23 protein-coding genes and 1 pseudogene are annotated in these 26,331 nt (G+C 72.4%); 7 read left to right on the top strand and 17 right to left on the bottom strand.

The annotated features are described in order from the left end of the window. Positions 1–23: 23 nt before the first annotated feature. Positions 24–1,283: an acyltransferase family protein gene (locus IE290_RS08660; protein WP_191244039.1), complete on the bottom strand. Its 1,260-nt coding sequence runs from the start codon at positions 1,281–1,283 to the stop codon at positions 24–26. A 115-nt stretch (positions 1,284–1,398) separates the two neighbouring features. Here IE290_RS08660 and IE290_RS08665 point away from each other — a divergent pair, with 115 nt between their 5' ends. After that, positions 1,399–2,076, top strand: coding sequence for an MBL fold metallo-hydrolase (locus tag IE290_RS08665; protein ID WP_191244040.1), 678 nt, complete (start codon positions 1,399–1,401; stop codon positions 2,074–2,076). A 319-nt stretch (positions 2,077–2,395) separates the two neighbouring features. Then, entirely contained in the window at positions 2,396–4,321 is a 1,926-nt protein-coding gene (locus tag IE290_RS08670) for a UvrD-helicase domain-containing protein (protein WP_229874342.1), read from the top strand. A gap of 62 nt (positions 4,322–4,383) precedes the next feature. Here the strand turns inward: IE290_RS08670 and IE290_RS08675 are convergent, their stop codons facing one another. From IE290_RS08675 to IE290_RS08695, 5 genes are all read right to left on the bottom strand, one after another. Further along, a complete protein-coding gene (locus tag IE290_RS08675) occupies positions 4,384–4,884 on the bottom strand; it encodes a flavin reductase family protein (RefSeq protein WP_308431334.1) in 501 nt (166 codons plus the stop codon). After that, positions 4,881–5,189, bottom strand: coding sequence for an EthD family reductase (locus IE290_RS08680; RefSeq protein WP_191244042.1), 309 nt, complete (start codon positions 5,187–5,189; stop codon positions 4,881–4,883). The genes IE290_RS08675 and IE290_RS08680 overlap by 4 nt, the downstream gene beginning before the upstream one ends. A gap of 18 nt (positions 5,190–5,207) precedes the next feature. Next, positions 5,208–6,431 carry a styrene monooxygenase/indole monooxygenase family protein gene (locus tag IE290_RS08685; RefSeq protein ID WP_191244043.1) on the bottom strand — a complete coding sequence of 408 codons (1,224 nt, stop codon included), beginning with the start codon at positions 6,429–6,431 and terminating at the stop codon, positions 5,208–5,210. 151 nt (positions 6,432–6,582) lie between these two features. Further along, a complete protein-coding gene (locus tag IE290_RS08690) occupies positions 6,583–7,515 on the bottom strand; it encodes an AraC-like ligand-binding domain-containing protein (RefSeq protein WP_191244044.1) in 933 nt (310 codons plus the stop codon). Between the two features lie 20 nt (positions 7,516–7,535). Then, positions 7,536–8,735 (bottom strand): styrene monooxygenase/indole monooxygenase family protein, encoded by a 1,200-nt coding sequence (locus tag IE290_RS08695; RefSeq protein ID WP_191244045.1) that lies wholly within the window; start codon positions 8,733–8,735, stop codon positions 7,536–7,538. Positions 8,736–8,800: 65 nt separating this feature from the next. Here IE290_RS08695 and IE290_RS08700 point away from each other — a divergent pair, with 65 nt between their 5' ends. Further along, positions 8,801–9,481: an IclR family transcriptional regulator gene (locus IE290_RS08700; RefSeq protein ID WP_191244046.1), complete on the top strand. Its 681-nt coding sequence runs from the start codon at positions 8,801–8,803 to the stop codon at positions 9,479–9,481. A 111-nt stretch (positions 9,482–9,592) separates the two neighbouring features. Then, positions 9,593–10,054 carry an STAS domain-containing protein gene (locus IE290_RS08705; RefSeq protein ID WP_229874343.1) on the top strand — a complete coding sequence of 154 codons (462 nt, stop codon included), beginning with the start codon at positions 9,593–9,595 and terminating at the stop codon, positions 10,052–10,054. Here IE290_RS08705 and IE290_RS38650 read toward each other — a convergent pair. From IE290_RS38650 to IE290_RS08715, 3 genes and pseudogenes are all read right to left on the bottom strand, one after another. Further along, a pseudogene (locus tag IE290_RS38650) lies at positions 10,040–10,654 on the bottom strand (transposase family protein); the annotation flags it as partial. The gene IE290_RS08705 and the pseudogene IE290_RS38650 sit on opposite strands and share 15 nt — an antisense overlap. A gap of 107 nt (positions 10,655–10,761) precedes the next feature. After that, positions 10,762–12,615, bottom strand: coding sequence for a DNA/RNA non-specific endonuclease (locus IE290_RS08710; protein ID WP_191244048.1), 1,854 nt, complete (start codon positions 12,613–12,615; stop codon positions 10,762–10,764). A gap of 1 nt (position 12,616) precedes the next feature. Then, positions 12,617–13,387 carry a hypothetical protein gene (locus IE290_RS08715; RefSeq protein WP_191244049.1) on the bottom strand — a complete coding sequence of 257 codons (771 nt, stop codon included), beginning with the start codon at positions 13,385–13,387 and terminating at the stop codon, positions 12,617–12,619. A gap of 112 nt (positions 13,388–13,499) precedes the next feature. Between IE290_RS08715 and rnhA the strand changes: the two genes are divergently transcribed. Continuing rightward, a complete protein-coding gene (rnhA, locus tag IE290_RS08720; RefSeq protein WP_191244050.1) occupies positions 13,500–13,958 on the top strand; it encodes a ribonuclease HI in 459 nt (152 codons plus the stop codon). Positions 13,959–14,508: 550 nt separating this feature from the next. On the opposite strand, the gene IE290_RS08725 is transcribed toward rnhA, so the two are convergent. Next, positions 14,509–16,689 (bottom strand): terpene synthase family protein, encoded by a 2,181-nt coding sequence (locus IE290_RS08725; protein ID WP_191244051.1) that lies wholly within the window; start codon positions 16,687–16,689, stop codon positions 14,509–14,511. A gap of 262 nt (positions 16,690–16,951) precedes the next feature. Between IE290_RS08725 and IE290_RS08730 the strand changes: the two genes are divergently transcribed. Then, the gene (locus IE290_RS08730) at positions 16,952–17,599 is read left to right on the top strand and encodes a hypothetical protein (protein WP_191244052.1); all 648 of its coding nucleotides are present in this window, start codon (positions 16,952–16,954) and stop codon (positions 17,597–17,599) included. Here IE290_RS08730 and IE290_RS08735 read toward each other — a convergent pair. From IE290_RS08735 to IE290_RS08755, 5 genes are all read right to left on the bottom strand, one after another. Further along, entirely contained in the window at positions 17,596–18,102 is a 507-nt protein-coding gene (locus tag IE290_RS08735; RefSeq protein WP_191244053.1) for a mycothiol transferase, read from the bottom strand. The genes IE290_RS08730 and IE290_RS08735 overlap by 4 nt on opposite strands. Positions 18,103–18,111: 9 nt before the next feature. Further along, positions 18,112–18,858 (bottom strand): ABC transporter permease, encoded by a 747-nt coding sequence (locus tag IE290_RS08740; RefSeq protein ID WP_229874344.1) that lies wholly within the window; start codon positions 18,856–18,858, stop codon positions 18,112–18,114. A gap of 623 nt (positions 18,859–19,481) precedes the next feature. After that, positions 19,482–19,976 carry an MmpS family transport accessory protein gene (locus IE290_RS08745; RefSeq protein WP_229874345.1) on the bottom strand — a complete coding sequence of 165 codons (495 nt, stop codon included), beginning with the start codon at positions 19,974–19,976 and terminating at the stop codon, positions 19,482–19,484. Between the two features lie 336 nt (positions 19,977–20,312). Further along, positions 20,313–21,803 (bottom strand): FGGY-family carbohydrate kinase, encoded by a 1,491-nt coding sequence (locus IE290_RS08750; protein WP_191244054.1) that lies wholly within the window; start codon positions 21,801–21,803, stop codon positions 20,313–20,315. Continuing rightward, a complete protein-coding gene (locus tag IE290_RS08755) occupies positions 21,796–23,211 on the bottom strand; it encodes an L-fucose/L-arabinose isomerase family protein (protein ID WP_191244055.1) in 1,416 nt (471 codons plus the stop codon). The genes IE290_RS08750 and IE290_RS08755 overlap by 8 nt, the downstream gene beginning before the upstream one ends. A gap of 110 nt (positions 23,212–23,321) precedes the next feature. On the opposite strand from IE290_RS08755, the gene IE290_RS08760 reads away from it, so the two are divergent. Then, complete coding sequence (locus tag IE290_RS08760; RefSeq protein WP_191244056.1) at positions 23,322–24,302, top strand: LacI family DNA-binding transcriptional regulator; 981 nt, start codon at positions 23,322–23,324, stop codon at positions 24,300–24,302. Between the two features lie 218 nt (positions 24,303–24,520). Here IE290_RS08760 and IE290_RS08765 read toward each other — a convergent pair whose 3' ends face one another. Further along, complete coding sequence (locus tag IE290_RS08765; RefSeq protein WP_191244057.1) at positions 24,521–25,516, bottom strand: substrate-binding domain-containing protein; 996 nt, start codon at positions 25,514–25,516, stop codon at positions 24,521–24,523. A gap of 16 nt (positions 25,517–25,532) precedes the next feature. After that, positions 25,533–26,294: an ABC transporter permease gene (locus IE290_RS08770; protein ID WP_444541886.1), complete on the bottom strand. Its 762-nt coding sequence runs from the start codon at positions 26,292–26,294 to the stop codon at positions 25,533–25,535. Between the last annotated feature and the right edge of the window lie 37 nt (positions 26,295–26,331).

A 26,331-nucleotide genomic window follows, 5' to 3' on the forward strand; every position in this document is an offset into this window, starting at 1 on the left:
CGGATCAGCCAGCCGCATCCATGCTAGGACGACCCACCGACAGAAACCGGAGCCGGACCGGTCGGCCCCTCGCGGACGAGGTCGTCCGGAGCCGTCCGGGGCGGCGGTGCGGTGGCACCGCGCGGCGCGGTCAGCCAGCGGTGGGCCGGCCGTTCGACGAGTTTCGTGAGCAGCCACCCGGCGCCGATCGCCGCCCCCAGCACCAGCGGCAGCCGCGCCCAGCCCGGCAGACCCGCGAGCTGCAGCGCCTTGGCCAGGATGTAGCCCAGCTCCTGGTGCAACAGGTACACGCCGTAGGAAATTCCGGCGAACCAGGTGATCACCGGGGCCAGCGGGCGCAGGAACGTCCAGTCCGGCCCCTTCGCCGCCGCGCACACCAGGAGCAGCACCAGCGCGAACCCGATGTCGGAGGGCAGCCGCGCGGGGTCGGTGGGCAACGCCACGTGGAACGGGTAGAGGTGCAGGTCCTGTGCCGCGACCGCGGCGGCGAGCAGCAGCGCCAGGTGCGGGGTGGACAGCCGGTTCCGCGACCACAGCCAGACCGCGACGCCGGCGGCGAACGCGTGCAGCCGGTGCAGCCCGAACCCGAACACCACCGCGAACGCCCACGGCGAGGGGTTGGTGACGCCGAACACCCAGAACCGCAGGACGAGCGGGACGACGATCATCGCCCAGGCCAGCAGCTTCGCGTGCCGGGCGGCGTGCGGCGAGCGGAACCAGCGGGTGCGCGACCACAGCAGCGCGGCGCCGGCGAAGACCATCAGCTGGACCGGCAGCGTCCAGTACGAGCCGTCGAGCCAGATGAACCCCTGGTGCCAGCCCTGGATCATGGTCAGGTTGACCAGGAGGTCCCAGCCGACCGGCACGTACCAGCTGCTGGCCCAGGCCAGGCCGTCGGTGGTCGGGCCGAACAGCTTGTCCCACCAGTGGCTGCCGAACTCCTGGCCGTTGAACGAGGCGTCCGCCCAGCGCATCACGAAGTAGGTGAGCAGCACCGCGACCAGGTACGGCGGGACGAGCCGCGCCGCCTTCTTCCACATCCACCGGCGGGTGTCGCCGCGCCGGATCGTCTGGCAGACGAAGAACGCCGAGACGACCATCAGGATCGCGGCGCCGAACTGGGCGGTGATCTTGACCGGGTAGTCGTCCAGCTCGGTGTGGGCGAGCGGGCCCTGGTGGGTGATGTGACCGAGCATCACGGACAGGACCGCCAGGACGCGCACGGCGTCCCAGCTGATGCGTCGGGTGCTGGTGCGGGGGTTCTCGGGGAGGAAACTCGGCACTGTCTCGGGGCGTCTCGCAAGATCGGGTCGGGGACGCAGCGGAGCCTACGTTACCGATCTGAGACCAACCTGAACGGGTGGAACGGCGCGTGGCGCGGCGGCTACCGTTGGCGGCGTGAACGTCGTAGAGGACTACACCGGCCACGTCGAGCCGGGCGGGGACGCGGCCCGGCGGGTGCTGGACCGCCTGGCCATCACCAAGCTGTCGGTCGGGCCCATGGACAACAACGCCTACCTGCTGGTTTGCCGCCGGCAGAACGAGGCGCTGCTGATCGACGCCGCGGCCGACCCGGAGCGGATCTCGGATCTCATCGGCCACGGGCCGGACCGCCCGGCGCTGCGCACGATCGTGACGACGCACCAGCACGCCGACCACTGGCAGGCGCTGGGCGCGGTGGCCGGCGCGTACGGAGCGAACACCGCGGCTCACCCGTTGGATGCCTCGGTGCTGCCGGTCCCGCCGGACTTCCTGGTCGAGGACGGCGACACCCTCACGGTCGGTGACTGCACCCTCGAGGTGATTCACCTGAGGGGGCACACTCCGGGCTCGATCGCGTTGTTGTACCGCGACACGGACGGCAGCACGCACCTCTTCACGGGCGATTCGCTGTTCCCGGGTGGTGTCGGGAAGACGACCTCGCCCGAGGACTTCCAGTCCCTGCTGGGCGATGTCGAGACGCGGGTGTTCGACCGCCTCCCCGACGAGACGTGGTTCTACCCGGGGCACGGCGACGACTCGACGCTGGGCGCGGAGCGGCCGAAGCTACCGGAGTGGCGCGAGCGGGGCTGGTGAGCCGGGCGGACTTCCCGAACGGGGCTGCTGCGGCTCAGTGCTCCTGCGCCGAGGGTTACCGCGGCGCGGAAACTGGGCCACGCCAAGGGGAGCCCGGCCGGTAACCCGCGGCACCCGGGCAGCACGCGTCGAGGGCCCTCACGTGCACCCCTTGGGTGGCGCGAGCGGGGCTGGTGGCCGGACGAGCACTGGGCCAGTGCGCCGTTCGGGTGGCGGTGTTCGATTCGGCCAACAACGAGCGCTCTCCGGAATACCGTGACTACCGGAAGTGAGGAACCCGGGAGCGCGCGTGAACCTGAGCCGGCATGCCGAACGGCGCGTGCATCAGGAATCGGTCCGGTTGCTGGCGTCGGAGTTTCCCCGGCTCGCTCCCCTGCCACGCCGGGTCCTCGGCGCACTGCTGGCCCGCACGGTGGGCAACGTCCACCTCTTCGTCCGTCAGGACCTGGAAGAACGTGGCGGGGACCGGCCCGACGCCGTCCTGATCAGCACCAACGGCGTTTTCGCTCTGATCATCGCCGGGGAGCGGCCGGACGAGCAGGCCGCGCGGGCCGCGTTCCGCCATGCCGAGGAACGCTGTGCGGGTATCACCGACCACCGCGGGCGAGTCGTGCCGGTGAGCGCGATCCATCCGGTGGTCGTCGTTCCGGGAGCGGGTGCCGGGCGCACGGTCCGCGCGGCCGGACCGTACTGGGCCTTGCCGGAGACCGACCTCGCGCGGTTGTTCCGGCGCGAGGACGCGCATCTCAACCGGCGTCAGGTCGACGTCGTGGCGCGTCAGGCCAGAACGCGCCTCGACGGGTACACACGGCTCGAAGCAGGCCTGCCCGAGGCTCGGCCGGAGACCGCGGGCCTGCTCGACGCCGGGAGTCTCGCGGAGAACGAGGTCGAAGCCGCGCAGGCGCGACCCTTCGACAGCTGGCTCACGTTCCTGCACCCGCACCAGCACGCGATCGTCGCCCGCGACTACAGCGGGCCGGCGAGGATCAGCGGTCCCGCCGGGACCGGGAAGACGGTGGTGGTGCTGCACCGGCTGCGCCGCCTCGCGCGCAACAGCACCGGGCCGCTCCTGTTCACCACGTTCGTCCGGACCCTGCCCGCCGTGCACGCGGCGACCTTCCGGCGACTGGCGCCCGAAGTCGCCGACCGCGTCGAGTTCCTGCACCTGCACGCCTGGCTGCGACGCTTCCTGCAGTCGCGGGGACGGGCGGTCCGGGTGAACGCCCGGGGGATCAGCACGGCCTTCGCCCGCGCCTGGACCGTGCACCGGGAGAACCTGCAGAACCTGGAGCCGTCGATCGACTACTGGCGGGCGGAGGTCGACCGGGTCGTCAAGGGCCGCGGACTGACTACAGTGGACGAATACCTCCGTGCTCCCCGGCGGGGCAGGAAGCTGCGGCTGGACGCGCGCCAGAAGGAACAGGTCTGGGCGCTCCACGAGACCTACCAGGCGAAGCTCGCCGAGCGTGGCCTGCACGACTACAACGACGTGGTCAGCCTCGCGGAGGAGGAGCTCGTCCGCGAACCCCTGACCGAGAGCTACGCCGCGATCGCCGTCGACGAGGTGCAGGACATCACGCTCACCGGCCTCCGTCTGCTGCGGCGCCTCGCCGGTGACGGACCGAACCGCCTGCTGCTCGTCGGCGACGGCCAGCAGCAGGTCTACCCGGGTGGCTGGCGGCTCTCCGACGCCGGCATCCCCGTGCAAGGGCGCGGTGAGATCCTCCGGGTGAACTACCGCAACCGCACCGGAGTGCTCGACTTCGCGCGAGGCCTGGACGCGACCAACGAGGTCGACGACCTCGACGGCGGGCCAGGAGTCGTACTGGGTCAGGTCGAGGCGGTCAACGGCGGGGGCGAATGCCGATCGTGGTCGGGGCCCGCCGCCGAGCTGCCCCACGCGCTGCTCGGTCAGATCGCGGCCATGCCGGCACCGCTCGGACAGACCGCCCTGATCGTCTTCCACCACCGGGACCTCGTCCGGTGCCGCAAGCTCCTGCGCGAGGCCGGGATCGCGACCCTGCCGCTCGAGGACTACACCGGCGCCCCGGACGACCGCCTCAAGATCGGTACCGTCCACCGCGCGAAAGGACTCGAGTTCCGCGCGGTCCTGGTGGTGCAGTTCGACAGCGGAGAGCCGTCCGGCGGCGCCGCCCGGGAGGAATCCACCGAGCTCCGGAACCGGCAGCGTCTCGTGGCCGCCACGCGAGCGCGCGACTTCGTGTGGTGGGCCAGTGTCCGCTGAGCCGATCGCCGGAAGCGCCGGCTGAAGCGATCCCCTCAGCCGGCGGGTTCCGGCGTCCGGGCTCAGTAGAAGAACACGTCCTCCGTCAGGCCGGCGTGCAGCGTCCGGTACGAGCCCGTGTAGAACAGCAGCGGTGCGCCGTCCCGGTACTCCAGGTGTTCGACTTCCCCGAGGAACAGCGTGTGGTCCCCCGCCGGGTGGCGGTCCACGACCCGGCAGCCGATCGAGGCCAGGCCGCCCGGGATGAAGTCGTACGCGCCCCGGGAGTCGAACCGCACGTCGACGCAGGGGCGGCCACCGAAGTGGCGGGACACGTCCTCCTGATCGGCCGAGAGCACCGTCACCGCGTACCGGTCGCCCTCGGTCAGGTGGCGCGCCATCGTGCACGCGCCCAGCGACACCAGGATCAGCGGCGGCTCCAGCGACACCGACAGGAACCCGTTGGCGGTCATGCCGTGGACCCCGCCGTCCGCGGTGCGGGTGGTGATCACCGTGACGCCGGTGGCGAACCGGCCCATCGCCGTGCGGAAACGGCGCGGGTCGGTCGCCACGCCCGCGGTCACGGGCCTTCGACGGGCGCGTAGTGCAGGATCCGCGCCCCGCCCGTCGCGTAGTTCGGCACGTCCGCGGCGACGGCCCGGCCCTGCTCCGACGACATCGCCGCGGCCATCGCCTCGGCCGAGTCGAACTCGCCCTCCCAGATCGCGAAGTACGGGCTCGCCCCGTCCATCGCGGCCACGTCGAAGCTGTACCGCATCGCCCGCAGGCCCGGCAGCTTCGCCGCCAGCGGCAGGTGCGTGCTCACGTAGTACTCCTTGAAGTGCTCCGGGTCGGCCGGCGGCGGGTACAACACAGTCAGGCGGTGCATGCGAAAAACTCCTCTTCCTCAGGCCTTGCCGCGGCGGGCCAGGAACTCGTCGGTGCGCTCAGCGGTGGCGAGGATCCGCCACTGCCGGTCCGGGTAGTCGAAGTTGTTGGTGAACTCGTCGGCGATCGCCTTGTCCGCGTACATCGCGCCGAACAGCCGCAGCAGGTGCTCCGGCGGCGGGCCGATCATCAGGTTCGTCCAGTTCGCCGCGCCCAGCACGACGTCGGCCCGGCGCGCGGCCACGTCCTGGCAGAACAGCTCGTCGAACCCGTAGTCGGCCAGGATCGCCTGCCCGGTGACCCACGCCGAGTGCGACGCCGAGTTCGCGCCCTGCCCGACGACCGGATCGACCACGGTGTGCACGTCACCGATCGCCAGGGCGAACTTTCCGTTGGGCAGCTTCACGTAGTCCTGCCGCACGGTCGGCGTCAGCGCGCCCTGCAGGATGTCCAGCGGACCCGTGAGCGCGAAGCGAGCCGGGTCGACGCGCTCGAACGTCTGCGGGTGGTGCTTGGCGAGCTTGTCCAGCACGAGCCGCTCGTACGCCTTCGGGTCCGCCTCGTAGGACTGGCGGCCGAGGATCTCCAGGTCACCGCCGGGCACGTTCTCGAACAGAAGCGCGGTGGTGAACCCGTCCCGGCCGTACATCGGGATTTCCAGCAGCTCGCCGTGCCCGGGCGAGACGCTGATCGTGACGCCCTTCGGCTCCGAGTAGGTGATGCCCTGGTACAGGCCGACGGACAGGATCCGCTGCGGCCCGTCGTACGGGCTCAGCTCGGGGCGGCGCGGGAACAACGCAGCGAACGCGCCCCGGCCGGCGGCGACGACGAGCAGGTCGTGCCGGTCGGCGATCGGTTCGATGTCCTCGGCCTGCAGCGTGCGGATCTCCAGCCGCCCGCCGCGCTCCTCGAACGTCTCGGTGAGCTTGGGCAGGTAGAGGCGGTAGTCGATGGCGCTGGACCACTCGTCGAAGTCGCCGCGCCAGGACATCGGCTCGGGGCCGCCGATGTAGTGGTGGTGGCAGGAGTAGCCGTACTCCTCCACGGGCCAGAAGTCGATGCCCAGTTCACGCTCGCGCTTCAGCGTCGGCGCGTGGTGGGCGACGCTGTTCAGCAGGCGGCCGTTCGCCAGTTGCGCGGCGGTCTTGTCGGTGTAGACGGTGACCGGGACGTCGTGGCGGCGCAGCAGCAAACCCAGCTGCAGGCCGGCGATCCCGGCGCCGATGATGCCGATGTTCGGCATGGACGCTCCTTTCGGTGGTGGCGGCGAAGGCACTGTCCACATCGGCCGGACGTGCACCGGTGGATCCGGCCAGGGTGATGGGACCATCGTGCCCGCCGCGGCCCCGCCGGTCTTTCCCTCAGGCGAACGCTTCTTGACGATCCGCGTACCGTCAGGACAGGGCCCGGGCGCGGAACTCCCGCGGGCTCAGGCCGTACGCGGCCTTGAACGTGCGGCTGAAGTGCGCCGCGTCCGGCAGGCCCCACGCGGCGCCCACCGCGCTGACCGGACGGGTCAGCCCGGGCCGGGACAGGTCGCGGCGGCACTGCTCCAGCCGCCGGGACCGGATCCAGCCCGCCACGCCCGTGCCCTGCTCGGCGAACAGCTTCTGCAGGTACCGCGTCGAGATGTGCAGTGCGGCGGCCACCGTGTCCGGGCACAGGTCCGGATCGGACAGATGCGTGTCGATGTAGGCCTGGGCCCGCAGCACCAGCGAATCGGGCGCGGCGGCGGTCTGTTCGGACAGCAGCGCGGACAGCAGGTCGAGCACCGCGTCGGCCAGCGGCATCGGGGACGTGGCACTGCCCAGCCGGCCCACCAGGCGGCGGAACAGCGGCGACAGCAGCGAACCGGGTTCGTCGTCGCCGCGGAGGGGCCGGCTCAGGATCTGCCGCGCTCCTTCGGCGGTCAGGCGCAGCCGTTCCCGCGGGAACATGAACACCGCCATCGACGTCGGCTCGGCGAAGGCCAGCGTGTAGGGCCGGTCGGTGTCGTACAGCGCGAAGTCACCGGGCCCGAGCAGCGCCTCGCGCCCGTCCTGCACGAGCAGGCAGCTGCCCCGCACCTGCAGGCCCAGCTTGTAGTAGCCGCGCTCGCTCGCGCCGATCATCGCCTTCGTGCGGCGCACGCGGTGCGGCCCGGCGTCCACCCGGGACACCAGCGTCGAACCGAGGCGGTCCATCCGCACCTCGCCGCGGAACGACGGCTCCGGCGCGGCCGCCTCCAGCGGCACGAACGCGTCAGAGATGACGTGCCGCCAGTAGTCGACGCTTTCGCCGCCGGGCACCGCACGTGTGCTCAGGATCTTCGTCGCTGTGTGGACCACGTTGTCCTCCGCTCTGCCGGTCAGCTTCCGTCGAGGAACGCCCGTACCCGACGCCGGGTGGCGAGCGCGCGCCACTGCCGGTCCGGGTGGTCGAAGTTGTCGGTGAACTCGTCCGCTTTGCGCGGCTCTTCCGCCAGCCCCTGCCACAGCTCGCCGAGCCACGGCGGCGGGTCCAGCATCAGGTTCGTCCACGCCGACGCCCCGAGCAGCACCTCCTCGCGCGCCCGCGCGACGCGGCGGCAGAACACCTCGTCGTGGACGGTTTCGGCGGCGATCTCCGCGGCGACCACGGCCGCGCTGTAGGCGGCGATGTTCGCGCCCTGACCCATCACCGGATCGACCACCACGTGCGCGTCGCCGAGCGCGAGGGCGAACTTGTCGTCCCCCAGCGGCAGGAAGTCCTCCCGCACCGCGGGCGTGACCGCGCCCTGCAGCAGGTCGCGCGGATCGGTGAGGGCGAAGTCGGCGAGCACGCGCTCGGCGGTCGCCGGGTGGTGCTCGTGCAGCTTTTCCAGGACGGTCTTGCGGAACAGCGCCGGATCCGCGGCCGGGGACAGCTCGTTCAGCACCGCGAGGTCGCCGCCGGGCACGTTCTCGAACAGCAGCGCGGTGACCCGCCCGTGCCGCGACAGCAACGGGATCTCCAGCAGCTCGCCCTGCCCGGGCGCGACGCCGATGGTGACCGCGGCCGGCTCGGCCGGCGCGATACCGGTGTAGAGGCCCGCGCACACCAGCCGCCGGGGCGCGTCGTGCGGGCTGTGCTCGGGGCGGCGCGGGAACAGGCCGCTGAGCGCGCCCCGCCCGGACGCGACGACGAGCAGGTCGTGCCGTCCGGCCAGCTCGCCCAGGTCGCGCGGACCGACCGCGCGCACTTCGACGCGGCCGCCGCGCTCGGCGAGGTCCTCGGCCAGCCGCGGCAGGTAGAGGCGGTGGTCGACGGCGCACGACGGGTGGGTGAACCGGCCGGTGAAGCGGATTCCGCCGATCCAGTGGTGGTGGGCCCCGTAGCCGAACTCCGCCGCCGGCCAGTGGTGCACCCCCAGCGCCCGCTCGCGCTCCAGCAGCGGGTGGTGGTGCGCGACCGTGTTGAGCAGCGGCCCGGCGGCGAGGTCGTCGAACGACCGATCGGCGTACAGCGTGACCGGGATGCCGTCGGCACGCAGCGCGAGGCCGAGGTGCAGCCCGGCGATACCCGCTCCGACGATGCCGACCGTGGTCACGACGCTGTCCTTACTCTATTATCGAGCAGCCAGTTCTATTTCAGAGAGAACAGTACGAGGGGCGCATGGCGGAAGGCAAGGTCGTCGGCGGAGCGGGCCTGCAAACACTCGAACGGGGACTGGCCGTGCTGGAGGCCGTCGCCGCGCACGCACCGTGCACGACGGCCACGATCGCCGAGGTCACCGGCCTGCACCGGTCGATCGCCTACCGCGTGCTGTGCACCCTGGAGGCGCACGGTTACCTGCAGCGCGACGCGGCCGGCCGCTACGAGGTGGGCCTGGCCGTGCTCACCGTCGCCTCGGCTGTGCGCTCCGACCTGCAGTCGCTAGCGCAGTCCGTGCTCGCCCCGGTCGCCGAGGCGGCCGGGACCGTCGCGTTCCTCGCCGTCCCGCACGGCGAGGAGGCGCTCACGCTGGTCACCGTCGAACCGCCGGCCGCGGCCGGACCGGTGACCTACCGGCCCGGGGTGCGCCACCCGCTCACCCGCGGCGCGCCCGGGCTCGCCATCCTCGCCGCGCTGCCGCCACGGCCGAACGAGCGGCCCGAGGTCACGCTGGCCCGCGACCTGGGCCACGTCCGCACCACCGGCGAGGTGCTGCCCGGCATCGCCTCGCTCGCGGTGCCCGTCACCCTGCGAGCCGGGCGGGTGGCCAGCGCCTGCGTGCTGTTCGTGCCCGGCCGCCTGGACGAGGACGCCGCGCTGACCGGCCTGCACGCCGCGGCCGAGCAGCTCACCGGCCGCTGAGCAGCGGGGTCGCCGAAACCGAGAAGCGCAGGTAGGCTGTGGCCACGGTTGAGCAGGTAGCCGTCAGACTTACCCGACAGGCGCTCGCCGCGCAGTGTGGAGGCCCCGCTGATGGCACCTCCGGAAACCCGCCCCGCACCCGTCACGCAGCGGGGCATCCCCGCCCCGCGATCCACGCGGGTCCCCGACGCCGTCCCGTTCACGATCGACGTCTCCCAGCCCGCGCGGCACACCCTGCTCGTCTCGGTCGGCGGCGACGTCGACCTGGCCACCGCGCCCGAGCTGTCCGAGGTCATCGGCCACCGCTTCCGCGGGGCGGTGACCCTGCTCGTGCTCGACCTGTCCGAGGTCACCTTCCTCGGCACCGCCGGGCTGACCGTGCTCGTGGAGACCCAGCAGGCCGCCGCCCGCCGCGGCGCCGCTCTGCGGGTCACCGGCACCGGCGCCCGCCCGGTGGAACGCGCGCTGCGCGCCGCGGGGATGCTGCACAGCCTGCCGGCCTCCGACGAGCCCGCCGAGGACCTCGTGCTGCGGCACGTCGCGGAGCAGCAGGTCGGGCGGGCGCCCTGGTGACCGGTGCGTGCGCCACGGCACCCACCTCGCCCGGAGGTCCTGGAGGCGTTGGGTGATGCCGACGCCGACGCCTTCGATGGTGCCTCCGACGTGTGGTTCGAGGTTCAGTTGGCCTTTGAGGGTGTCGTTGACTGACTCGATGATCTTGGGACCGGCCAGAGCCCAGGCAATGGGCAGCCCGGCCGGGGTGCAGACCAGGTGCAGGCGCAGGCCCCAGAACCAGCGGGAGCGCGAGCGGCAGTAGCCGTACTTGGCCCAGCCGGCCAGCTGTGACCGTTTCACGATGGGCCGGGATCGGGCGCACTCGACCGGGATTGAGTCGAGGATCCAGGTGGTGTCGGTCCACACGTCCGTGTCCGCCGCCAGCCCGCGCATCACGTGCTTGACCAGCGGCAACGCGGCACGCAAACGACGGTTGTAGCCGGATTGGCCGGGCAGGTACTGCAACGCGCCGGGCATCCGGGCGGGCAGAAACCGCAGCCACCGGGCCTCGGCGGTCAACCCCAGCAGTGCCTGGGCCGCGGCCAGGGTGACCAACCCGGCGTCGGCCAGCCTCGGTGGCCGGCCCAGCCGACGCCGGCCCGCCAGGTGGTCGTCGATCTCGACCTAGAGCGCGGGGAGAAGAGTGTTCAGGTCGGTCGTCACACACTGATCTTGAACACCCTTCGCCTCACTCCGGACATCACCCCAACTCAGGCATTACTCGTCTAGAGGACCAGGTCCGCCGGCCCGCCGACCTCCTTCGCCGTCGTCACTGATTCCCGCTGCCCCAGCGGGTCGGCGTCGGTGAGCACGCCGAACGACAGCCCGGTCAGGCCCTCGATGCGGCGGACCGGCACCTGGAACGTGCGGTAGGCGCCGTAGGAGAACTCCGCGGGCGCGACCTCCAGGCCCTGCAGCAGCTGCTCCTGGCTGAGCAGGTAGCCGGTGGCCGACAGGCTGCCGTCCTGCCGGACCATCGCCACCACCTTGAAGAACTGCCGCGGCAGCTGCACGCCCCGGTACTGGTCGTCGTCGGGGGCCAGTACCGGGCCGGTGACGACGCTGACCCGCAGGTCCCGGTTGTCGGCGTTCTCCAGGACGTAGTCCTCCAGCCCCGCCCACGTGCTCCGGTTCTGGTTGAAGTCCTCGTGCTGCGGCGTGCAGTTGGTGAAGTGGAACGTGTCGTCGTTGGCCGACTTCGCCGCCTCACGCGACGGGCCCCACGCCGGATCGAGCCGGCGGACCAGGTGACCGCGGTCGAGCGGGTTGTCCTCGTAGACCCGCTCGCCGGCCTGCTCCTCCTCCGCCACACGCGGGTCGAGCGACCACTTGTCCTTCTCCCGCCGCAGCCGCACGCTCGTGGTGCCGTCGATGTTGACCGCGGTGAAGAACGCGAGCCGGCGCTGCTTGTTCAGCACCACGCTGAAGTGGTGGTAGGGCAGCACGTACCTCGGCTCGCTCGTGGCCTGCCGGTTGACCGCCGCCAGCGGCACTAGATCCGGGGACAACGCGGGCAGCGGAATCCGGTGCCCGGCCAGGAAATCCGAGTCGTAGCCGCTCCGGTTGGCGTAGTCCGGATCGATGCGGATCGCCTCGGTGACCGGGGCGACGACCACCGGGGACGGCTCGCCGAACACCCCGGCGAGCAGCGCCTGCTGCTCGGGCGGGAACGCGCGGGCCCGCAGGGCCGCCAGCAGGCGGCTGACGCGGACGCCCTCGTTGACCACGCCGCCCAGTTCGCCGTGCCCCGGCGCCGGGACGCTCGCGTGGTGCAGCGCCACGACCTCCCACTGGTCGTTGAAGACCGGCGAGCCCGACGAACCCGGCTCGGTGTCGGTCTCGTAGTGCAGGAAACGCTCCAGCACGTCGACGATCCGGTTCTCCCGCAACGCGATCTGCTTCCGCTCCCCGTTCGGGTGCTGCACGATCGTCACGAAATCCCCGACGATCGCCTTGCCCTCCGCCTCGACGAGCCGGTTGAAACCGAACGGCCCCAACTCCGCGGCGGCGGCCCGGACCGCCACGAGGGCGAAGTCCAGCCCCTGGTCGGCGGCGAAGAACCGCTGCGGATCGAGGGCGAACAGCTTCACCGGCAGCGGCAGGCCGTCCGGGCCGTCCTGGTAGTCGAACTCGACGACGCTGCACGCGGCGGTCGCCGCGTCGCCGAGTACGTGGTGGTTGGTCAGCAGCAGCTCCGGCGACACCAGCGACCCGGTGCCGTAGCCGCGCAGCCGGCCGCGGTCGTCCCGGATGGAGATGCGCCCGACCGCCTTCGCCGCGCGCACCCCGCCCTCCAGGTAACCGATGCCGAGCAGGTCGTCGGTGCGGATGACCCGCTCCAGCACCGTGCCCGCGTCGCGCAGCGCGTCCTCCTCGCCCCGCGCGATCGCCACCGGGTTGACCGGGCGGACGTCCGGGCGGGACCGGCTCAACCGGTCGATGCGGGTGGCGACCCGGCCCGGGTCGTCGGCCCGGGCGAGCCCGAACGGCTCGGCCAGGATGGCGATCTTGCGCTGCCGCTCGTCCGCGCGCTCGTGCACACGTTTCTCGACCGCGTCGCGGTCCGGATAGGACGCCATGTCAGCGGTCCGTCGGAATCGCGACTTCGCCGTCCTCGCCGATGAGCCGGTCGAGGACCTCGTCGGGCATCCACACCCGGTGCGGGTAGCTCTCGCCCCACGAGTTGAGGATCGGCACCGCGTTCAGCTCGTCGGCGCGCGGGTTGGCCAGCACCTGGTGCACGTCCGCGGCGGAAGTGGCCCAGCGGAACGCGAGGATCCCGTCCGCCACGTCCGGTCGGTAACCGGCGCGTTCGCTTGAGTCGTCGTCAGAGAACGCCGGGTCCCAGTCCACGTGCCCGGCCGAGACGAGCACCTCGGCGGCGGCGCGGACCGAGGTGCCCTCGTCGTCGCCAGGGTTGGTCTGCGGCCACTCGTCGTGTTCCTTGGCGCGGTCCCACAGCCAGCGCGCGGCGTAGAGACCCTTGTTCAGCAGGGTCATGCAGCGCGACCAGCCGAAGCCGACGCACGCGCCCTCGTGGCCCTGGTCGTAGAAGCGGTACCAGTCGTCGGTGTCCGGGTCGCCGCCCGGTTCCAGGCAGACGCAGTGCCCGCCGCGGATCCGGCCGAGGTCGCCCTTGTGGCCGATGAACATCTCCCCGGACCGCTCGTCACGCTCCGGCTCGTCGAACGCCGCGTACCAGTTCACGCCGATCACCACGGGCACGGCGCTGGGGCGGTCCACCTCCAGCAGCGCCGTGATCGGGTAGTTCTCCAGGTGGCGCCAGTCGTCCGGGATGTAGCGGCCGAGCCGCCCGTCCAGGGGATCGCTGCCGATGGGGCGATAACGCATGATCCACTCCCGCGGGTGATTCCGGAGGGCCTCGCCCTGGAGTCGCACCCGGGGCGCGGAAGTTACTTGATCCGCGCGGGCCGGTTTCGTTGCCGCTGCTACGCTTCCGCGCGTGCAGGAGGACGGGCCGGTCGTCGACATCTACACCGACGGCGCGTGCAGCGGGAACCCCGGGCCCGGCGGGTGGGGCGCGGTGCTGCGCTACGGCCGGCACGAGAAGGAACTCTACGGCGGCGAACCCGGCACCACGACCAACAACCGCATGGAACTGATGGCGCCGATCCGCGCGCTGGAAGCCCTGACGCGGCCGTCGGTGGTGCGCGTGTACACGGACTCCAGCTACGTCCGCAACGGCGTCACCCAGTGGATGCCCCGGTGGAAAACGAACGGCTGGCAGACGGCGAGCCGCGAGCCGGTGAAGAACGCCGACCTGTGGCAACGCCTCGACGCGGCCATCGGCGCGCACGAGGTGCAGTGGCACTGGGTGAAGGGACACGCCGGACACCCGGAGAACGAGCGCGCGGACCGGCTGGCGGTGCGAGGCGCGAAGGAAGCCGCTCGGCGAGGGTGAGGCGGCCGGGCCGGAGGCGGAGGCCGCCGGAGGTGGGCGGAGGCCAAGCCCACCGGACGGGGCCGCCGGAGGCGGAGGCGGAGGCGGAGGCGGAGGCGGAGCCGACGGAGGCGGCCGGGCCGGAGGCGAAGCCGACGGTGGTGGCCGCCACAGGCGGAGGCCACCGGAGGGGGCGCCCGCAGGCGGAGGCGGGCCGAGGGCGGGATGCGGAGTCGGACACCACAGTCGGGCGCCGCAGATGGCCGCCGGAGGCGGGCAGGCGGAGGCCGCCTGGGCGGAGCCGACGGTGGCGCCCGGAAGAGGCCGCCACCGGGGGCGCTGGGGCTCTCCCGGGTGGGGGAAATCAACCGTGGCCCCGCCTGCGGCTCTGTCGCACGGTCGCACGGCCGCACGCCGGCGGCTCTGAAGGAAGCCACGCCGGGCTGGGCGGAACCCGGCCGATCCGCGTCGGGCCCAATTCAGCCAACCCGGGCAGTCGGAACATTACCGGCCCCGGGGCACGGCGGAACCCAGCCGGCCCGCAGGCCGACAGCCTGACCTGGCAACCAGCTCAGGCTGAGGCTGCCCGGAAGCGCTCCGCCAGCCGGAGGGCCGACATGCCCAGCTCCGCAGGGAAGGCGGGCGGGCTCGTGAGGCGTTTCAGCTCCGGCTCCGTATAGCGGACGCACCGGCGGTGCCACTCGAGGATGCCGGACATCCAGTCCTTCAGCTCGTCGGCGTGCCGGGTGAGCGCCTCGCGCGCGGGGTGGTCCAGTTCGGCGTCCTCGAAGAGCTGGGGGAGGTCCGTGGCGAGGATGTGCTCGAACTGCCGCATCCGCGCCGTCATCAGGTCGTTCACCACGTCCCGCGCGGCGAACCGGTCCACGCCCAGGAAGTGTTCCACCACCAGCACCATGTTGTGCAGCTCGCCCTCGAACTCGATCTCCTTCTGGTAGGAGAACAGGTCGTTCACGAAGCACGCGTAGTCCTGGGCCGCGGTCTCCAGCTCGCGCAGCGTCCGGGTGCCGAACAGCTCCGGCGGCACCGCCGTGAGGTGGGTGATCCGGGACAGGCTCATGGTCATGTCCGACCCGAACGTCCGCCGCCGCATCTCGACGTAGTCGATCGGGTCCGGGATGCGGTTCTGCGCCTGGTTGGCCAGCTCCCACACCCAGCTCGCGGTCATGTCCTCCACGGCCTTCCGGAACACGCGCCGCGCATCGACGCTCAGCGGGGCCGCTGTGCGGCGCCACAGGTCCTGCAGCCCGCGCTCCAGCGGGCTCAGCGGCTCCGGCGTCTCGCCCGCGTCCAGCGGCATGAACAGCGACAACCGGTCGTTGGACACCTTCGCCGCGGGCACGTTCCGGCCCGCCCCGAACACCGCCGGGAAGTAGTCGTCGCCGTAGGTGCCCCACGCCAGCCACGCCGTGGACAGGTGCAGCTGCTCCGGATCGGCGTCCGCGTGGATCATCGACGCGCAGTGCGCCAGGTCGATCGCGCGCAGCCGCTCCTCGTCCCACACTCCCCCGGCCTCCACGCCCGGGACCGAATCGTAGAAACCCATCTCCCGGCACCAGTGCACGTTGTGCTCCCGCGCCTCCTCCAGGTGCGGGCTCATCCGGAAGGCGTAGGGCATGTAGATCTCGGGCAGCGGCAGGTGCCCCACCTTGGTGAACGGCATGTGGTCGCGCTGCCGCGTCCGGGTGCGCAGGACCGGCCCGGGCGTGATGCGACTGGGACCGCCGCCGGCCGCGCCCTCGTTCATGTACCGGCTGGATCGCGCGTGCCACTCGTGGCCGCCGGACTGCCAGTCCTGCAGGCCCTTCACATACGCGCCGACGGCGATCTGCTCGTGCGGCAGCGCGGCGCGCTCGGCGAGCAGGGCGGGCACGTCGACCAGGGCGGTGTCCTCGAACTGCTGCAGCCGCGACGTCAGCAGCTCGTTCACCAGCTCGGCTGCCTCCTGGGTGGAGCAGCCGAGGAACCGTTCGAGCACCAGCACGGCGTTGGAGTTCTCGCCCTCCTCCTGCACCTCGCGCTGGTAGGAGAACAGGTCGTTGCGCAGGTGCACCGCGTCGGCGAAGGTGTCGGACAGGACCTCGATCGGCCGCGTCCCCGCCAGCCGGTCCGGCACCTCGGCCCGCACGGCGTACTCGACCAGGTTCGCCGACCACGGCGCCCCGCCGACCCGCCGCCGCATCTGGATGTACTCGATGGGGTTGGCCACCCGGCCCAGGTCGATGTTCGCCAGCTCCCACATCGACTCGACCATCAGGTTGTGGGTGCTCAGCGTGAACCGCCGGCGCCACCCCTCCGACATCGCCGGGATCGTGCGCTCCCACAGGTCCTTCAACCCGGCCTCGGCGGGGTTCACCGGCTCCGGCGGTTCCTGGCCGGGGGCGGTCATGAACAGCTCGAGGCGGTCCAGGTACTCCTTCGCGCCCACCATGTCGCGCGAATACTTGAACTGCTCGAGGAAGTGGTCGTCGAAGAAGAACACCCAGACGTACCAGTCGGTGATCAGATCGAGGGCGGGCCCCGCGCAGTCCGGATGCGTGTAGGCGCACATGAGGGCGTAGTCCATCTCGGCCAGCGCCGCCTCCGTCCACACCACACCCCCGCCGGGTTTGGGCGCGTCGAGCATGCCCATGCGGCGCGCCCAGTCCATGCTGTGCGCGCGGGTGCCCTCCAGGTTCGGGTTGAGCCTGGCCGGATAGGGGACGTAGAACTCGGGCAGAGTGAAGGCCTGCATGCCTTCGACGGTGTCATTCCCCGCCCGGGAGCGGCAACGGCCAGGTGAGCGAACCTGGGTCCTGTTCGGATGACGCGGGCAGAACACCCTCAGTTGCCTTGATGTCCTTTTCGGACAGTGCCGGTTTCGTTAGTGACGACCAGCGGTTTTTCCGGAGATTCCGGGAGACTTCGAAATCCGGGAGTCGGCGGGACTGGGCCGTTCGAGCGATTTCGCGCGAAATGAGAACACCAATGGAGTGATGCGGCAATTATTCCGAACCATGGTGCGCACGGTGAACGGCAAGAAGCTTCCGTTCGGCGAGGATCGCCCGAAGAAGGGCGGGAAGGCGGTGGTGGCGGCCGTGGCGGTAGGAGCGCTCGCCGCGGGCGGGGCGGGGCTGACGGCCGGCGGCGGCACCGCGGGCGGCTCCGCGACCTCCGCGCAGGGCAAGCCGGCGAGCAAGGACGCCGCCCGCAAGGGACAGCGCGGCGAGGCCTGGACGCGCTTGGGCCTGCGCCAGCTGAAGCAGACCGCCCGCGCCGAGCTGACCTGCGGCGCCCACTCCTACGGCCAGGTGCGGCAGTTCTTCCTCAAGCACCCGTGCCGCAAGCTGGACCGGCTCCTCCTCGCGATCGGTGACACGCACGGCAACACCGTCGTCGTCTCGATCGCGTGGGTCCGGATGCCCAGCGCCGGCACCGCCGCCGACCTCAAGGAGCTGGCCGACACCGACGGCACGGGCAACGTCGAGCCGCTCGCGGCCGGAGCGCTCGGCCTCGCCGGCGTCGAGTTCACCGGGCAGTACTACGGCTCACGGCGCAGCGGCTCGCTCGTCGTCATCGCCGAGGCCGCGCCCGGCGGCGGGCACCCCGACCCCGCGGCGATGGACGACGCGGCCGAGGTCGCCGCCGAGTTCCCGCCTCCCTAACGGCGCTCCAGGACGCCGCGGATGAACGCGGCCTGGCCGGCGTGCTGCAGGTCGTCGGACAGGATGCTCACCAGCCGGACGCCGAGGGTCACCGGCGGGTCCCACGCCTCGTCGACCACCTCGTCCAGCTGGTCCTCGCGCAACGACCCGAGCCAGGAGACCGTCGAGTCGTGCACGGCGTCGTGGTAGCCGGTGAGCAGTTTGGCCTCCGCGCGCACGGCGGCCACGTCCTTCGAGCGGTGGCCGTAGCCCGTCGCCCCCGGTCCGAACGGCAGCCCGAACCGCTCGTGCCAGCCCTGCTCGGTCCACACCTGCGGCCTGCCGGCCAGGTCCGCGATGTGGTCGTCCTGGACGCGTGTGAGGTGCCAGACCAGCCACGCGATCGAGTTGGCGCCCTCCTCGAGGCGCTCGGCGAGCTGGTCTTCGGTGAGCCCGTCGACGGCCTCGTGCACGACCTCCTGGATGCGGCCGAACCCGTCGATCACCAAGTCCGCAACAGTCATGCCCCCACGCTAACCGCGATCGACGAGTCCCGCCGCCACGAGCTGGACCGTCACCAGCACGGCGATCGCCTCGGCCGCCAGCAGCCCGATCAGGACCAGCACCTGCGTCACCCCGGCCTGCACCGGGCTGGCCCCGCCGAGCAGCACCCCGACGTAGGCGCCGGGCAGCGTCACCAGGCCGACCGTGCGGGTCTGGTCGAGCGCGGGGATCAGCGCCTGGCCGGCGGTGGGGCGGCAGATCTCCAGCGCGGCGGCGCGCGGCAGGAAGCCGAGGGCGAGGGCGGCTTCGTACTCGCCGTGCCGGGTGGACAGCTCGTCGAGGGCGCGGCGGGCGGCCTGGGAGGTGGCGCTCATCGTGCCGCCGATGACGATCCCGGCGATCGGCACGACCGCGATCGGCTTCAGGGGCATCACGCCGGAGCCCAGCACGAGCGCGAGCACCGGCAGGACGCCGCTGGCGAGCGCGACGGCGATCCACGGCAGGCGGCCCAGCGGGAGCCCGACGCGCCGGGTCGAGGTGACCGCGGCGACGGTGAACATGAGCAGCACGAACAGGCCGGTCCACCAGCCGGAGCGCAGGACGGCGGTGATCAGCAGCGACACCGCGGCCAGCTGGGCGACGGCGCGACCGGCGGCGGTGACGACCGCCCACCCGGGCCCGAGCCGCCCGAGCCACACGGCCAGCGCCCCGGCCGCGACGAGCACCGCGAGGACTACGGCCAGCATCGGGCCGGCCTGCAGGGTGGCTCCGCTCACGGGGATGATCGTGCCCCACGGCGGGGAGGGGCCGCCGGATGAGGGGCGGGCGCTGGGGCAGGGCTGGACGGGCCGGCATGCGATCGCAGCCCTGCGGCGCAGGGGATGGCCCATCAAGCCGCGGTGATGCGGCGGGGGCGCTCGGCAACCCCAGCGGCCGGTCCCGGCTCGCGGGCGGCAGCCAATGGGGGCAAGGCGTGGCGAGCGCCTTAGCGGCGGGGGTCGTCTCATGATGCGGGCGGGGCGGCGCTGAGCTACGGCGCGACGCGTGCGGCGCTCGGGCCGGAATGCGAACGCGATCTCACGGTCCGTCGGCGAGGGCAGCGCGAATCGAACGGCGGCTCAAGGCGCCTCGGCGACCCAGACCCCGGGTGGGGCCCTGGCTGGCGAGCCGGCCGAGCGAGCCGCTACGGCCGCCGGGCCGGCGGCGCGGCCCCAGCACGGCGGGCCGCGTGGCACCCATGGCGGGCGGCGCGACCACTACACGGGCGCGGCGCGATCCCACGGCGGCGCGGCACGATCACCACTCGGCGGGGCGGGACCACTAACAGGGTCGGCGCGATCCCCCACGGCCAGGCAGCTCAGTCACCGCACGGCCGGGGGCGCGGCAGCAGGCAGCGCCATCAGGGCAGGGACTTCGAGCAGCGCACCATGCCCTGCGGCGTCGACACGGAGCGCTCGCTCACCACCACGCCGTCCACGATGATCCGGCACGTCAGGGTGCCGCCGCCGGCGTTCTGCGCCGTCAGGCTGAAGTACTGCTCCGACCCCTGCGCCCCGGTCCGCTGCAGCGACACCGACCACGGGGTGTCCGTCTCCAGGACCTGCGCGATGTCGGCCCCCCTCGCCACGTACGTCACGTTCAGCGCGCCCGCGCCACCGCTCAATTCGTACGTCACGGCGTAGGACACCTGCGGCACCGGCGCGACCGGCGCCACCACCGGCGCGCTGGCCCCGCTCAGCGACCCCACCGACGGGTCGGCGGAGCGCTGCCCGGCGACGAGCATCGAGGTGAGGCCGACCGTCAGGACCACTCCGAGCGCGGCGAACACCGCCATCGAACTGGCCAGCGGCCGCCGCGGTCCCGGGCCGGGGCCCGCGGTGGGAACAACACCCATGGCGTCGTCTTCTCTCGGCTCACCGCGCTTCCACCGAGCGCGTCAACCATTCCTCGCGAGCCGAGCGCCAATCGTTACCTTCCGGGAACCTGACCGTCCGCTTTTCACCCGCTTGGGGTAGTGGAACCTCGCTGACCTGCGGCTTCTACTCGCTCGCGTCGTCCACACCGCCGGTCTGCACGGTCCCGTTCCCGGGCTGCTCGGCCAGCGTGGCGAGCAGTCCGGTGACGCCGCGTGGCCCGAGCGGGTCGCCAGCTCCCGGCGGCGCACGAAGATCAGCCCGCCGCCGATGTACCGCCAGCCCTGGCCCGGGGGTTCGGACAACACCCGGCCAGGCTAGTGCCCGCTCTCCCGCTGACGCTCGGCCAGGAAGTGCGTTATGTCCTTTGTGGAGGGATACAGGTCGCGGTAGCGCTGGTAGAACCGGTCATAGACGTCCACCGCGGCAGGATCCGGGCGCACGGTGCTCGCCACCGGGTTCCAGCGCGTGATGTCCGGTTCCGCGCCGATCGCGACGGCCGCCAGGAACGCGTCGCCGAAGGCCGCGCCGATCGTCTCGGCGGGTACCTGCTGGTTGGCGCCCGTCACGTCGCTGACGATCTGCGTCCACAGCCCGCCCTGCGTGCCGCCACCGACCGCGACCAGCCGCCGCGCCACGCCGCCCGAGTCACGCATCGCCTCCAGGTTGTGCCGCACGCCGTAGGCGATGCCCTCCAGCGCCGCCCGGTAGATCTCGCCGATGCCGTGCGCGGTGGTCAGCCCGGCCAGCACCCCGCGCGCGTCCGGGTCGAACAGCGGCGTGCGCTCGCCCGCGAAGTACGGCAGCATCAGCAGCCCCCGGCTGCCCGGCGGCACCTTCGCGGCCTCGTCGACCAGCGTGGCGAAGTCGCCGCCGACCAGGCGGCGCAGCCAGTCGGTGATCGCGCCGGAGGTGGCCATCCCGGCGGCCAGCGAGTACGTGCCGGGGAACGCCCCGCACGTGGTCCACAGGCCGGTGTGCGGGCGCGGGTCGGCGAGCACCTGGATCAGGAACATCGTGGTGCCGTACATGACCATCGTGTCGCCCGGCTCACTCACGCCGACGCTGGCGGCCTCGGCCCACGCGTCGACCGTGCCGGCGGTGACCGGAAGCCCCTGCGGCAGGCCGGTTTCCGCCGCCGCGGCCGCGCTCACGGTGCCGGCCACCTCGGTCGGCCACACCAGCCGCGGCATCTCGACGCCGGGCGCGCACAGCGCCGCCCAGTCCGCGGCCCAGTCCCCGGCGCGCAGGTCGTACATCGGGTCGCACTGGCTGGCCGAGTGGTGGTCCAGGACGTACTCGCCGGTCAGCCGGTGCACCAGGTAGGAACTGCACATCAGGAACAGCCGGGTGCGGCCGAACACCTCAGGCTCGTGCCGCGCGAGCCAGCGCCACTTCGGGCCGACCGCCTGCGACGACAACGCCGTCCCGGCGCGTTCCACAATGGACTCCGCGCCGAGTTCCGCGGTCAGCTCCTCGATTTCGCGTGACGCGCGGGTGTCCACCCCGTACAGGATGGCCGGCCGCAACGGTGTGCCGTCGGAGTCGGCGGGCAGCAGCACCGGCCCGATGCCGCTCACCGCCAGCGCGGCCAGCTTCCGGTCGCCGGCCGCCGCCACCAGCTCGCGGGTCAGCGCGAGGAAGTCCTGCCACCACACGGTTTCCGCGTCGTGCTCGACCCAGCCGGGGTGCGGGTGGGACGTTTCGTGCGCCCGGGACGCGCGCGCGACGATCTCGCCGTCGCGGGTGACCAGGACGCCCTTGGAGCTGGACGTCCCGATGTCGATGCCGAGCAGCAGGTCAGCCACGGGACCACTCGTGCACTTCGACACCGAGCAGGCCGGCCGCGGCGCGCAGCTCGGCACGGTGGTCGCCCGGGATCGCGTGGATGTGGTTGGCGCCGAACTCGGACAGGAACTTCTCGGCGGGCGCGTCCAGGCGGGCCCAGGCGTGCGGCCACTCGGGGGTGGACTGGCGCATCAGCGCGTCGTTGGTCTCGTCGTCGTAGTTCTCGAACTCGCCCAGCATCAGCTGCAGACGGTACTCCCCCGCCTTCCGGGTGAGGCGTCCCAGTGTCATCTGCCCGGGCGCGGCGATGTGCTGCACGGACGCGCCGCCGGCCGGGAAGAAGAACACCTCCGGGTAGAAGTGGACCTTGCGCAGGTTCTCCGCCGGGTCGTCGCTGCGCGCGGCGTACCAGGTGGCGTGCTGGCCGGAGTTGCACAGGTCCCAGATGTCGCGGTCGGCGTGGTAGTGGCGCACGTCGGCGAACAGCACCGGGTCGCCGGAGATCTTGTGCATCAGCTGCATGGTCAGCGCGCCGTCCATGTCCGCCTCGGTGGCGGTGACGTGCACCGGCTTGGGGCCGTTCCAGTCGTAGGGGTCGTTGAGGAAGGCCTCGGTGACGTCCATCGTGGCGAAGTGCTCGGTCAGCTCCGGCTGGCCCTTGATGCCGGAGAAGTCGAGCTCGCGCTCGCCGATGATGTCCCGGATCGCCAGGTACGACCGGATCTGCCGCTCCAACAGCTCGGGCGTGAGCTTCTGCCCGTCGTAGTGCACCCCGCCCGCGTGCTCCTCGATCCACCGGCGGGCCTTGGCCGCCTCGCCCACGTCGGCCTTCTCCGCGCGCAGCACCAGCTCGTACTGGTCGATCTCCTCGACGTCGATGCCGAACTGGCGCATCCACTGGTCGGTGTTGGCGACCGCGGTGTTCATGCCCATCGGGCGGCCGCCGAAGCGGCCGAAGGTCGACCCGCGCAGCGACGCGACCGCGGCGGCGGCCCGGGCGTGCGCGCCCACCTGCGTGGCCAGGTCCGCGTCGTCCGGCGCGCCCCACAACCGGGTGTGGGCGCGGCCGATCTGGTCCAGGGCGCCGCCGGCGGCAAGCATGCCGACCAGGCCCGGCTCGGTGGGATCGGTGCTCGCGACCAGGATCAGCGGGCTGCGCGTGGCGTCCGCGGCCAGTATCGTGAAGTGCGGGAAGCTCCACACCGCGTAGTAGAAGATGGTGACGTCCACCCCGGCGGCTGCGACCTCGCGCGCCACCGACGTGGCCAGCGTGTTGGTGGCGACCAGGTCACTGCCCGCGACCACCTCGTGCCCGGCCTCGGTGAGCGACCGCACGAGCGCGTCCTGTTTGGACTGGATGAACCGGGCGTTGCGCGCGTGCACATGGTCACGCCCGTCGGAAATGCTGATCACACCGATGCGGGCCACGCTGCCTCCTCGGGCGGGTAATCGATTACTCAAGACGCTATTCTGGACCCCGGACGGTGTCAATACCACCACCGGTCCCGCGTGAGCGGCACGGGAGACGGGAGGTCGCGGTGGCGACCATCAGCGATGTGGCGCGGCGCGCCGGGGTGTCCACGGCCACCGTGTCGCGGGCGCTGAACGGCGTGTCCACAGTGGATCCGGCGCTGGTCGCCCGGGTGCGCGCCGCCGCCGAGGAGCTGGGCTACCAGCCCAACGGGCTCGCGCGGAACCTGCGCCGCCAGGAGACCGCGGTGCTCGCGCTCATCATCTCCGATGTGGAGAACCCGTTCTTCACCGCGATCGCCCGCGGCGTCGAGGACGTGGCGCAAACGGCCGGTTACTCGGTGGTGCTGTGCAACTCCGACGAGAGCGCCGAGAAGGAACGCCGCTACATCGACGTGGCGCTGCAGGAGCGGGTGGCCGGGGTGGTCATCTCGCCGACCGACGAGTGGGCCGGGGTGGAGATGCTGCTGGGGCGCGGTACGCCGGTGGTGGCGGTGGACCGGCCGTTGCGGGCGGGCACCGGCGACCAGGTGCTGGTGGACAGCCGGGCGGCGGCGCGGGCGGCGACCGAGCACCTGCTGGCGGCCGGTTACCAGCGCGTCGGGTGCGTGACCGGGCCGGAGGGGGTGCGCACGGCGGACGACCGGCTCGCCGGATACCGGGACGCGCTCGGGCGGCGCAAGCGGCGCGAACGGCGGGCGGAGTACCGGGCGGCCGGCGGCGAGGCGGCGACGCGGGCGCTGCTGGCCGGCGCGGAGCCGCCGGACGCGCTGCTGGTCGCCAACAGCGCGATGGCGATCGGCGTGCTGGAGGCGCTGCGGGCGGAGGGGCTGCGGCTGGGGCGGGACGTCGGGGTGGTGGCCTTCGACGACGTCCCGTGGGCGACGCTCATCGACCCGCCGCTGACGGTGGTGGCGCAGCCGGCGTACGAGATCGGGGCGGAGGCGGCGAGGTTGCTGCTGGCCCGCATCGCCGACGGCTCGCTCCCGCCCACCGCGACGACGCTGGAGGCGCAGCTCATCGAGCGAGGCAGCAGCCACCGCGCGTGAGACGGCCGGGACGCCGGCCGCACGGTGCCGGTGCCGCGGCGGTGGCCCCACTCGGAACGCCGAGCCCCTGCCCCGCCGAGCGCAGCTCGGACGGGAGGGCCCAAGCGCCCGTCACACCCGCCCGCGGCGGGTCCCCGCCAGGGGCGGCCAACACGGCGCCGGGGGCGCGGAGCGGCCGTCCCGCGGCCGGGTGGCGGCGGGACGGCCGCGTGGCACAGTCAGGAGCCCGCGTTCAGCTCCGCGTACGTGGCCGCCGCGTTCTCCTTCGTCACCAGTTTCGTCGGCAGCGTCTGCGTCTTGGGCACCTGCCCGCAGTCCACCAGGATGGTCTTCGCCGCGGCGATCGCCTCCTTGCCGCCCGTCGGGTAGATGAACGTCGCCGACAGGCGGCCCGCCTCGACCGCCTTCAGGCCGCCCGATTCGATCGGCAGGCCGTCGATCCCGGTGATCGGCAGGTCGGGCCGTCCGGCGTTCGCCGCGGCGATCCGCGCGCCCTCCCCCATCGGGTCGTTGTGCGAATAGATCGCCTGGATGTCCGGGTTGGCCTTGAGGATCGCGTCGGCCTGCTGCTGGCCCTTGTCCCGCAGCCAGTCGCCGTCCTGCGCGGCCACGATCTCGATCTTCGAGCCCTGGATGCCCTGCACGAACCCGTCGTGCCGCTCCCGCGCCGGCGTCGACCCGGCCAGACCGCGCAGCTCACCGATCTTCCCACCGTCGGGCAGCAGCACGTTCTTGAAGTACTCGCCGGCCTGCCGTCCGATGTCGACGTTGTCCGCGCCGATGAACGACGTGTAGGCGTCCCCGTCGACCTTGCGGTCCAGCACCAGCACCGGGATCCCCTTGTCGAAGGCGCGTTTCACCGGCGCGGTCAGCGGCGTCGCCTCGTTGGGGCTGATGATGAGCAGGTCGATCTGCTGGGTGATGAAGTTGTCGACCTGCTCGACCTGCTTGGAGTTGTCCTGCGCGGCGTCGGCGAAGTTGACGGTGAACTGCGGCACCGAGGCGGCCGCCGCGCGGATGTCGTCGTCCATCCGCTGCCGGTAGGGCTCGGCGACGTTGGCCTGGCTCATCCCGATCGTGTACTGCCCGTCGGCGCCGCACCGCTCCGGCGCGCCCTGCGCGCCCCCGCCGTTGCCCGAGTTCTCGTTCGTGGTGCCGCAGGCCGCGAGCAGCAGGCACGCGCCCACCGCCGCCAGGCCACGGGACTTCCGCATGATTCTTCCCCTCTCGTCAGGAAACCGATGCCGGGCGCAGCCGCTGCAGCCCCGCGGCGAGCACGATGACCAGGCCGATCACGAGCAGCTGGACGTTGGAGTCCACGTTGTTCAGGCCCAGGATGTTGCGCAGCACGCCCACCAGCAGCGCGCCGGCCACCGTGCCGACCACCGAGCCGCGCCCGCCCATCAGGCTGGTGCCGCCGATGACCACGGCGGCGATGGCGTCCAGTTCGTACATCGCGCCGTCGTTGGGGCCGCCGAAGTTGAGCTGCCCGGCGTGCACGATCCCGGCCAGCGCGGCCAGCAGCCCGCACAGGCCGAACACGATGATCTTGACCCGTTTGACCGGCACGCCGGACAGGCGCGCGGCCTTCTCGTTGCCGCCGATGGCGTAGACGTGCCGGGAGAACGCGCTGACCCGCAGCAGCACCACGGCCAGCGCGGCGACAACCAGGAAGATCAGCGCGGGGATCGGCACCAGGCCGTTGAACGTGCGCTCCCCCAGCAGCGAGAACGTCTCGGGCGCCTGCCCCGGCCCGCCGCCGTAGGTGATGGACACGCCCTGCCCGCCGGACCAGATCCGCGCCAGCCCGCGCGCGATCTGCATGCCGGCCAGGGTCACGATGAACGCCTGGATGCCGAACGAGGTGATCGCGAACCCCTGCAGCAGCCCGAACCCGAGCCCGATCGCGAGCACCAGCGCGACCGCGGGCACCAGCCCGAGGTCGTTCTCGGTGAGCAGGACCGCCACGCCCACGCTCGCCAGGCCCAGCACCGACCCGACGGACAGGTCGATGCCGCCGAGGCGAGGA

This window comes from Amycolatopsis deserti, from assembly GCF_014653945.1.
GTDB classification, from domain to species: Bacteria; Actinomycetota; Actinomycetes; order Mycobacteriales; family Pseudonocardiaceae; genus Amycolatopsis_E; species Amycolatopsis_E deserti.

Coding starts and splice junctions, on each gene's coding strand:
- IE290_RS08705 (WP_229874343.1), top strand. CDS start 9,593: ATGGCACCTCCGGAAACCCGCCCCGCACCCGTCACGCAGCGGGGCATC.
- IE290_RS08735 (WP_191244053.1), bottom strand. CDS start 18,102: ATGACTGTTGCGGACTTGGTGATCGACGGGTTCGGCCGCATCCAGGAG.
- IE290_RS08700 (WP_191244046.1), top strand. CDS start 8,801: ATGGCGGAAGGCAAGGTCGTCGGCGGAGCGGGCCTGCAAACACTCGAA.
- IE290_RS08745 (WP_229874345.1), bottom strand. CDS start 19,976: ATGGGTGTTGTTCCCACCGCGGGCCCCGGCCCGGGACCGCGGCGGCCG.
- IE290_RS08765 (WP_191244057.1), bottom strand. CDS start 25,516: ATGCGGAAGTCCCGTGGCCTGGCGGCGGTGGGCGCGTGCCTGCTGCTC.
- IE290_RS08730 (WP_191244052.1), top strand. CDS start 16,952: ATGGTGCGCACGGTGAACGGCAAGAAGCTTCCGTTCGGCGAGGATCGC.
- IE290_RS08715 (WP_191244049.1), bottom strand. CDS start 13,387: ATGCGTTATCGCCCCATCGGCAGCGATCCCCTGGACGGGCGGCTCGGC.
- IE290_RS08685 (WP_191244043.1), bottom strand. CDS start 6,431: ATGCCGAACATCGGCATCATCGGCGCCGGGATCGCCGGCCTGCAGCTG.
- IE290_RS08725 (WP_191244051.1), bottom strand. CDS start 16,689: ATGCAGGCCTTCACTCTGCCCGAGTTCTACGTCCCCTATCCGGCCAGG.
- IE290_RS08680 (WP_191244042.1), bottom strand. CDS start 5,189: ATGCACCGCCTGACTGTGTTGTACCCGCCGCCGGCCGACCCGGAGCAC.
- IE290_RS08710 (WP_191244048.1), bottom strand. CDS start 12,615: ATGGCGTCCTATCCGGACCGCGACGCGGTCGAGAAACGTGTGCACGAG.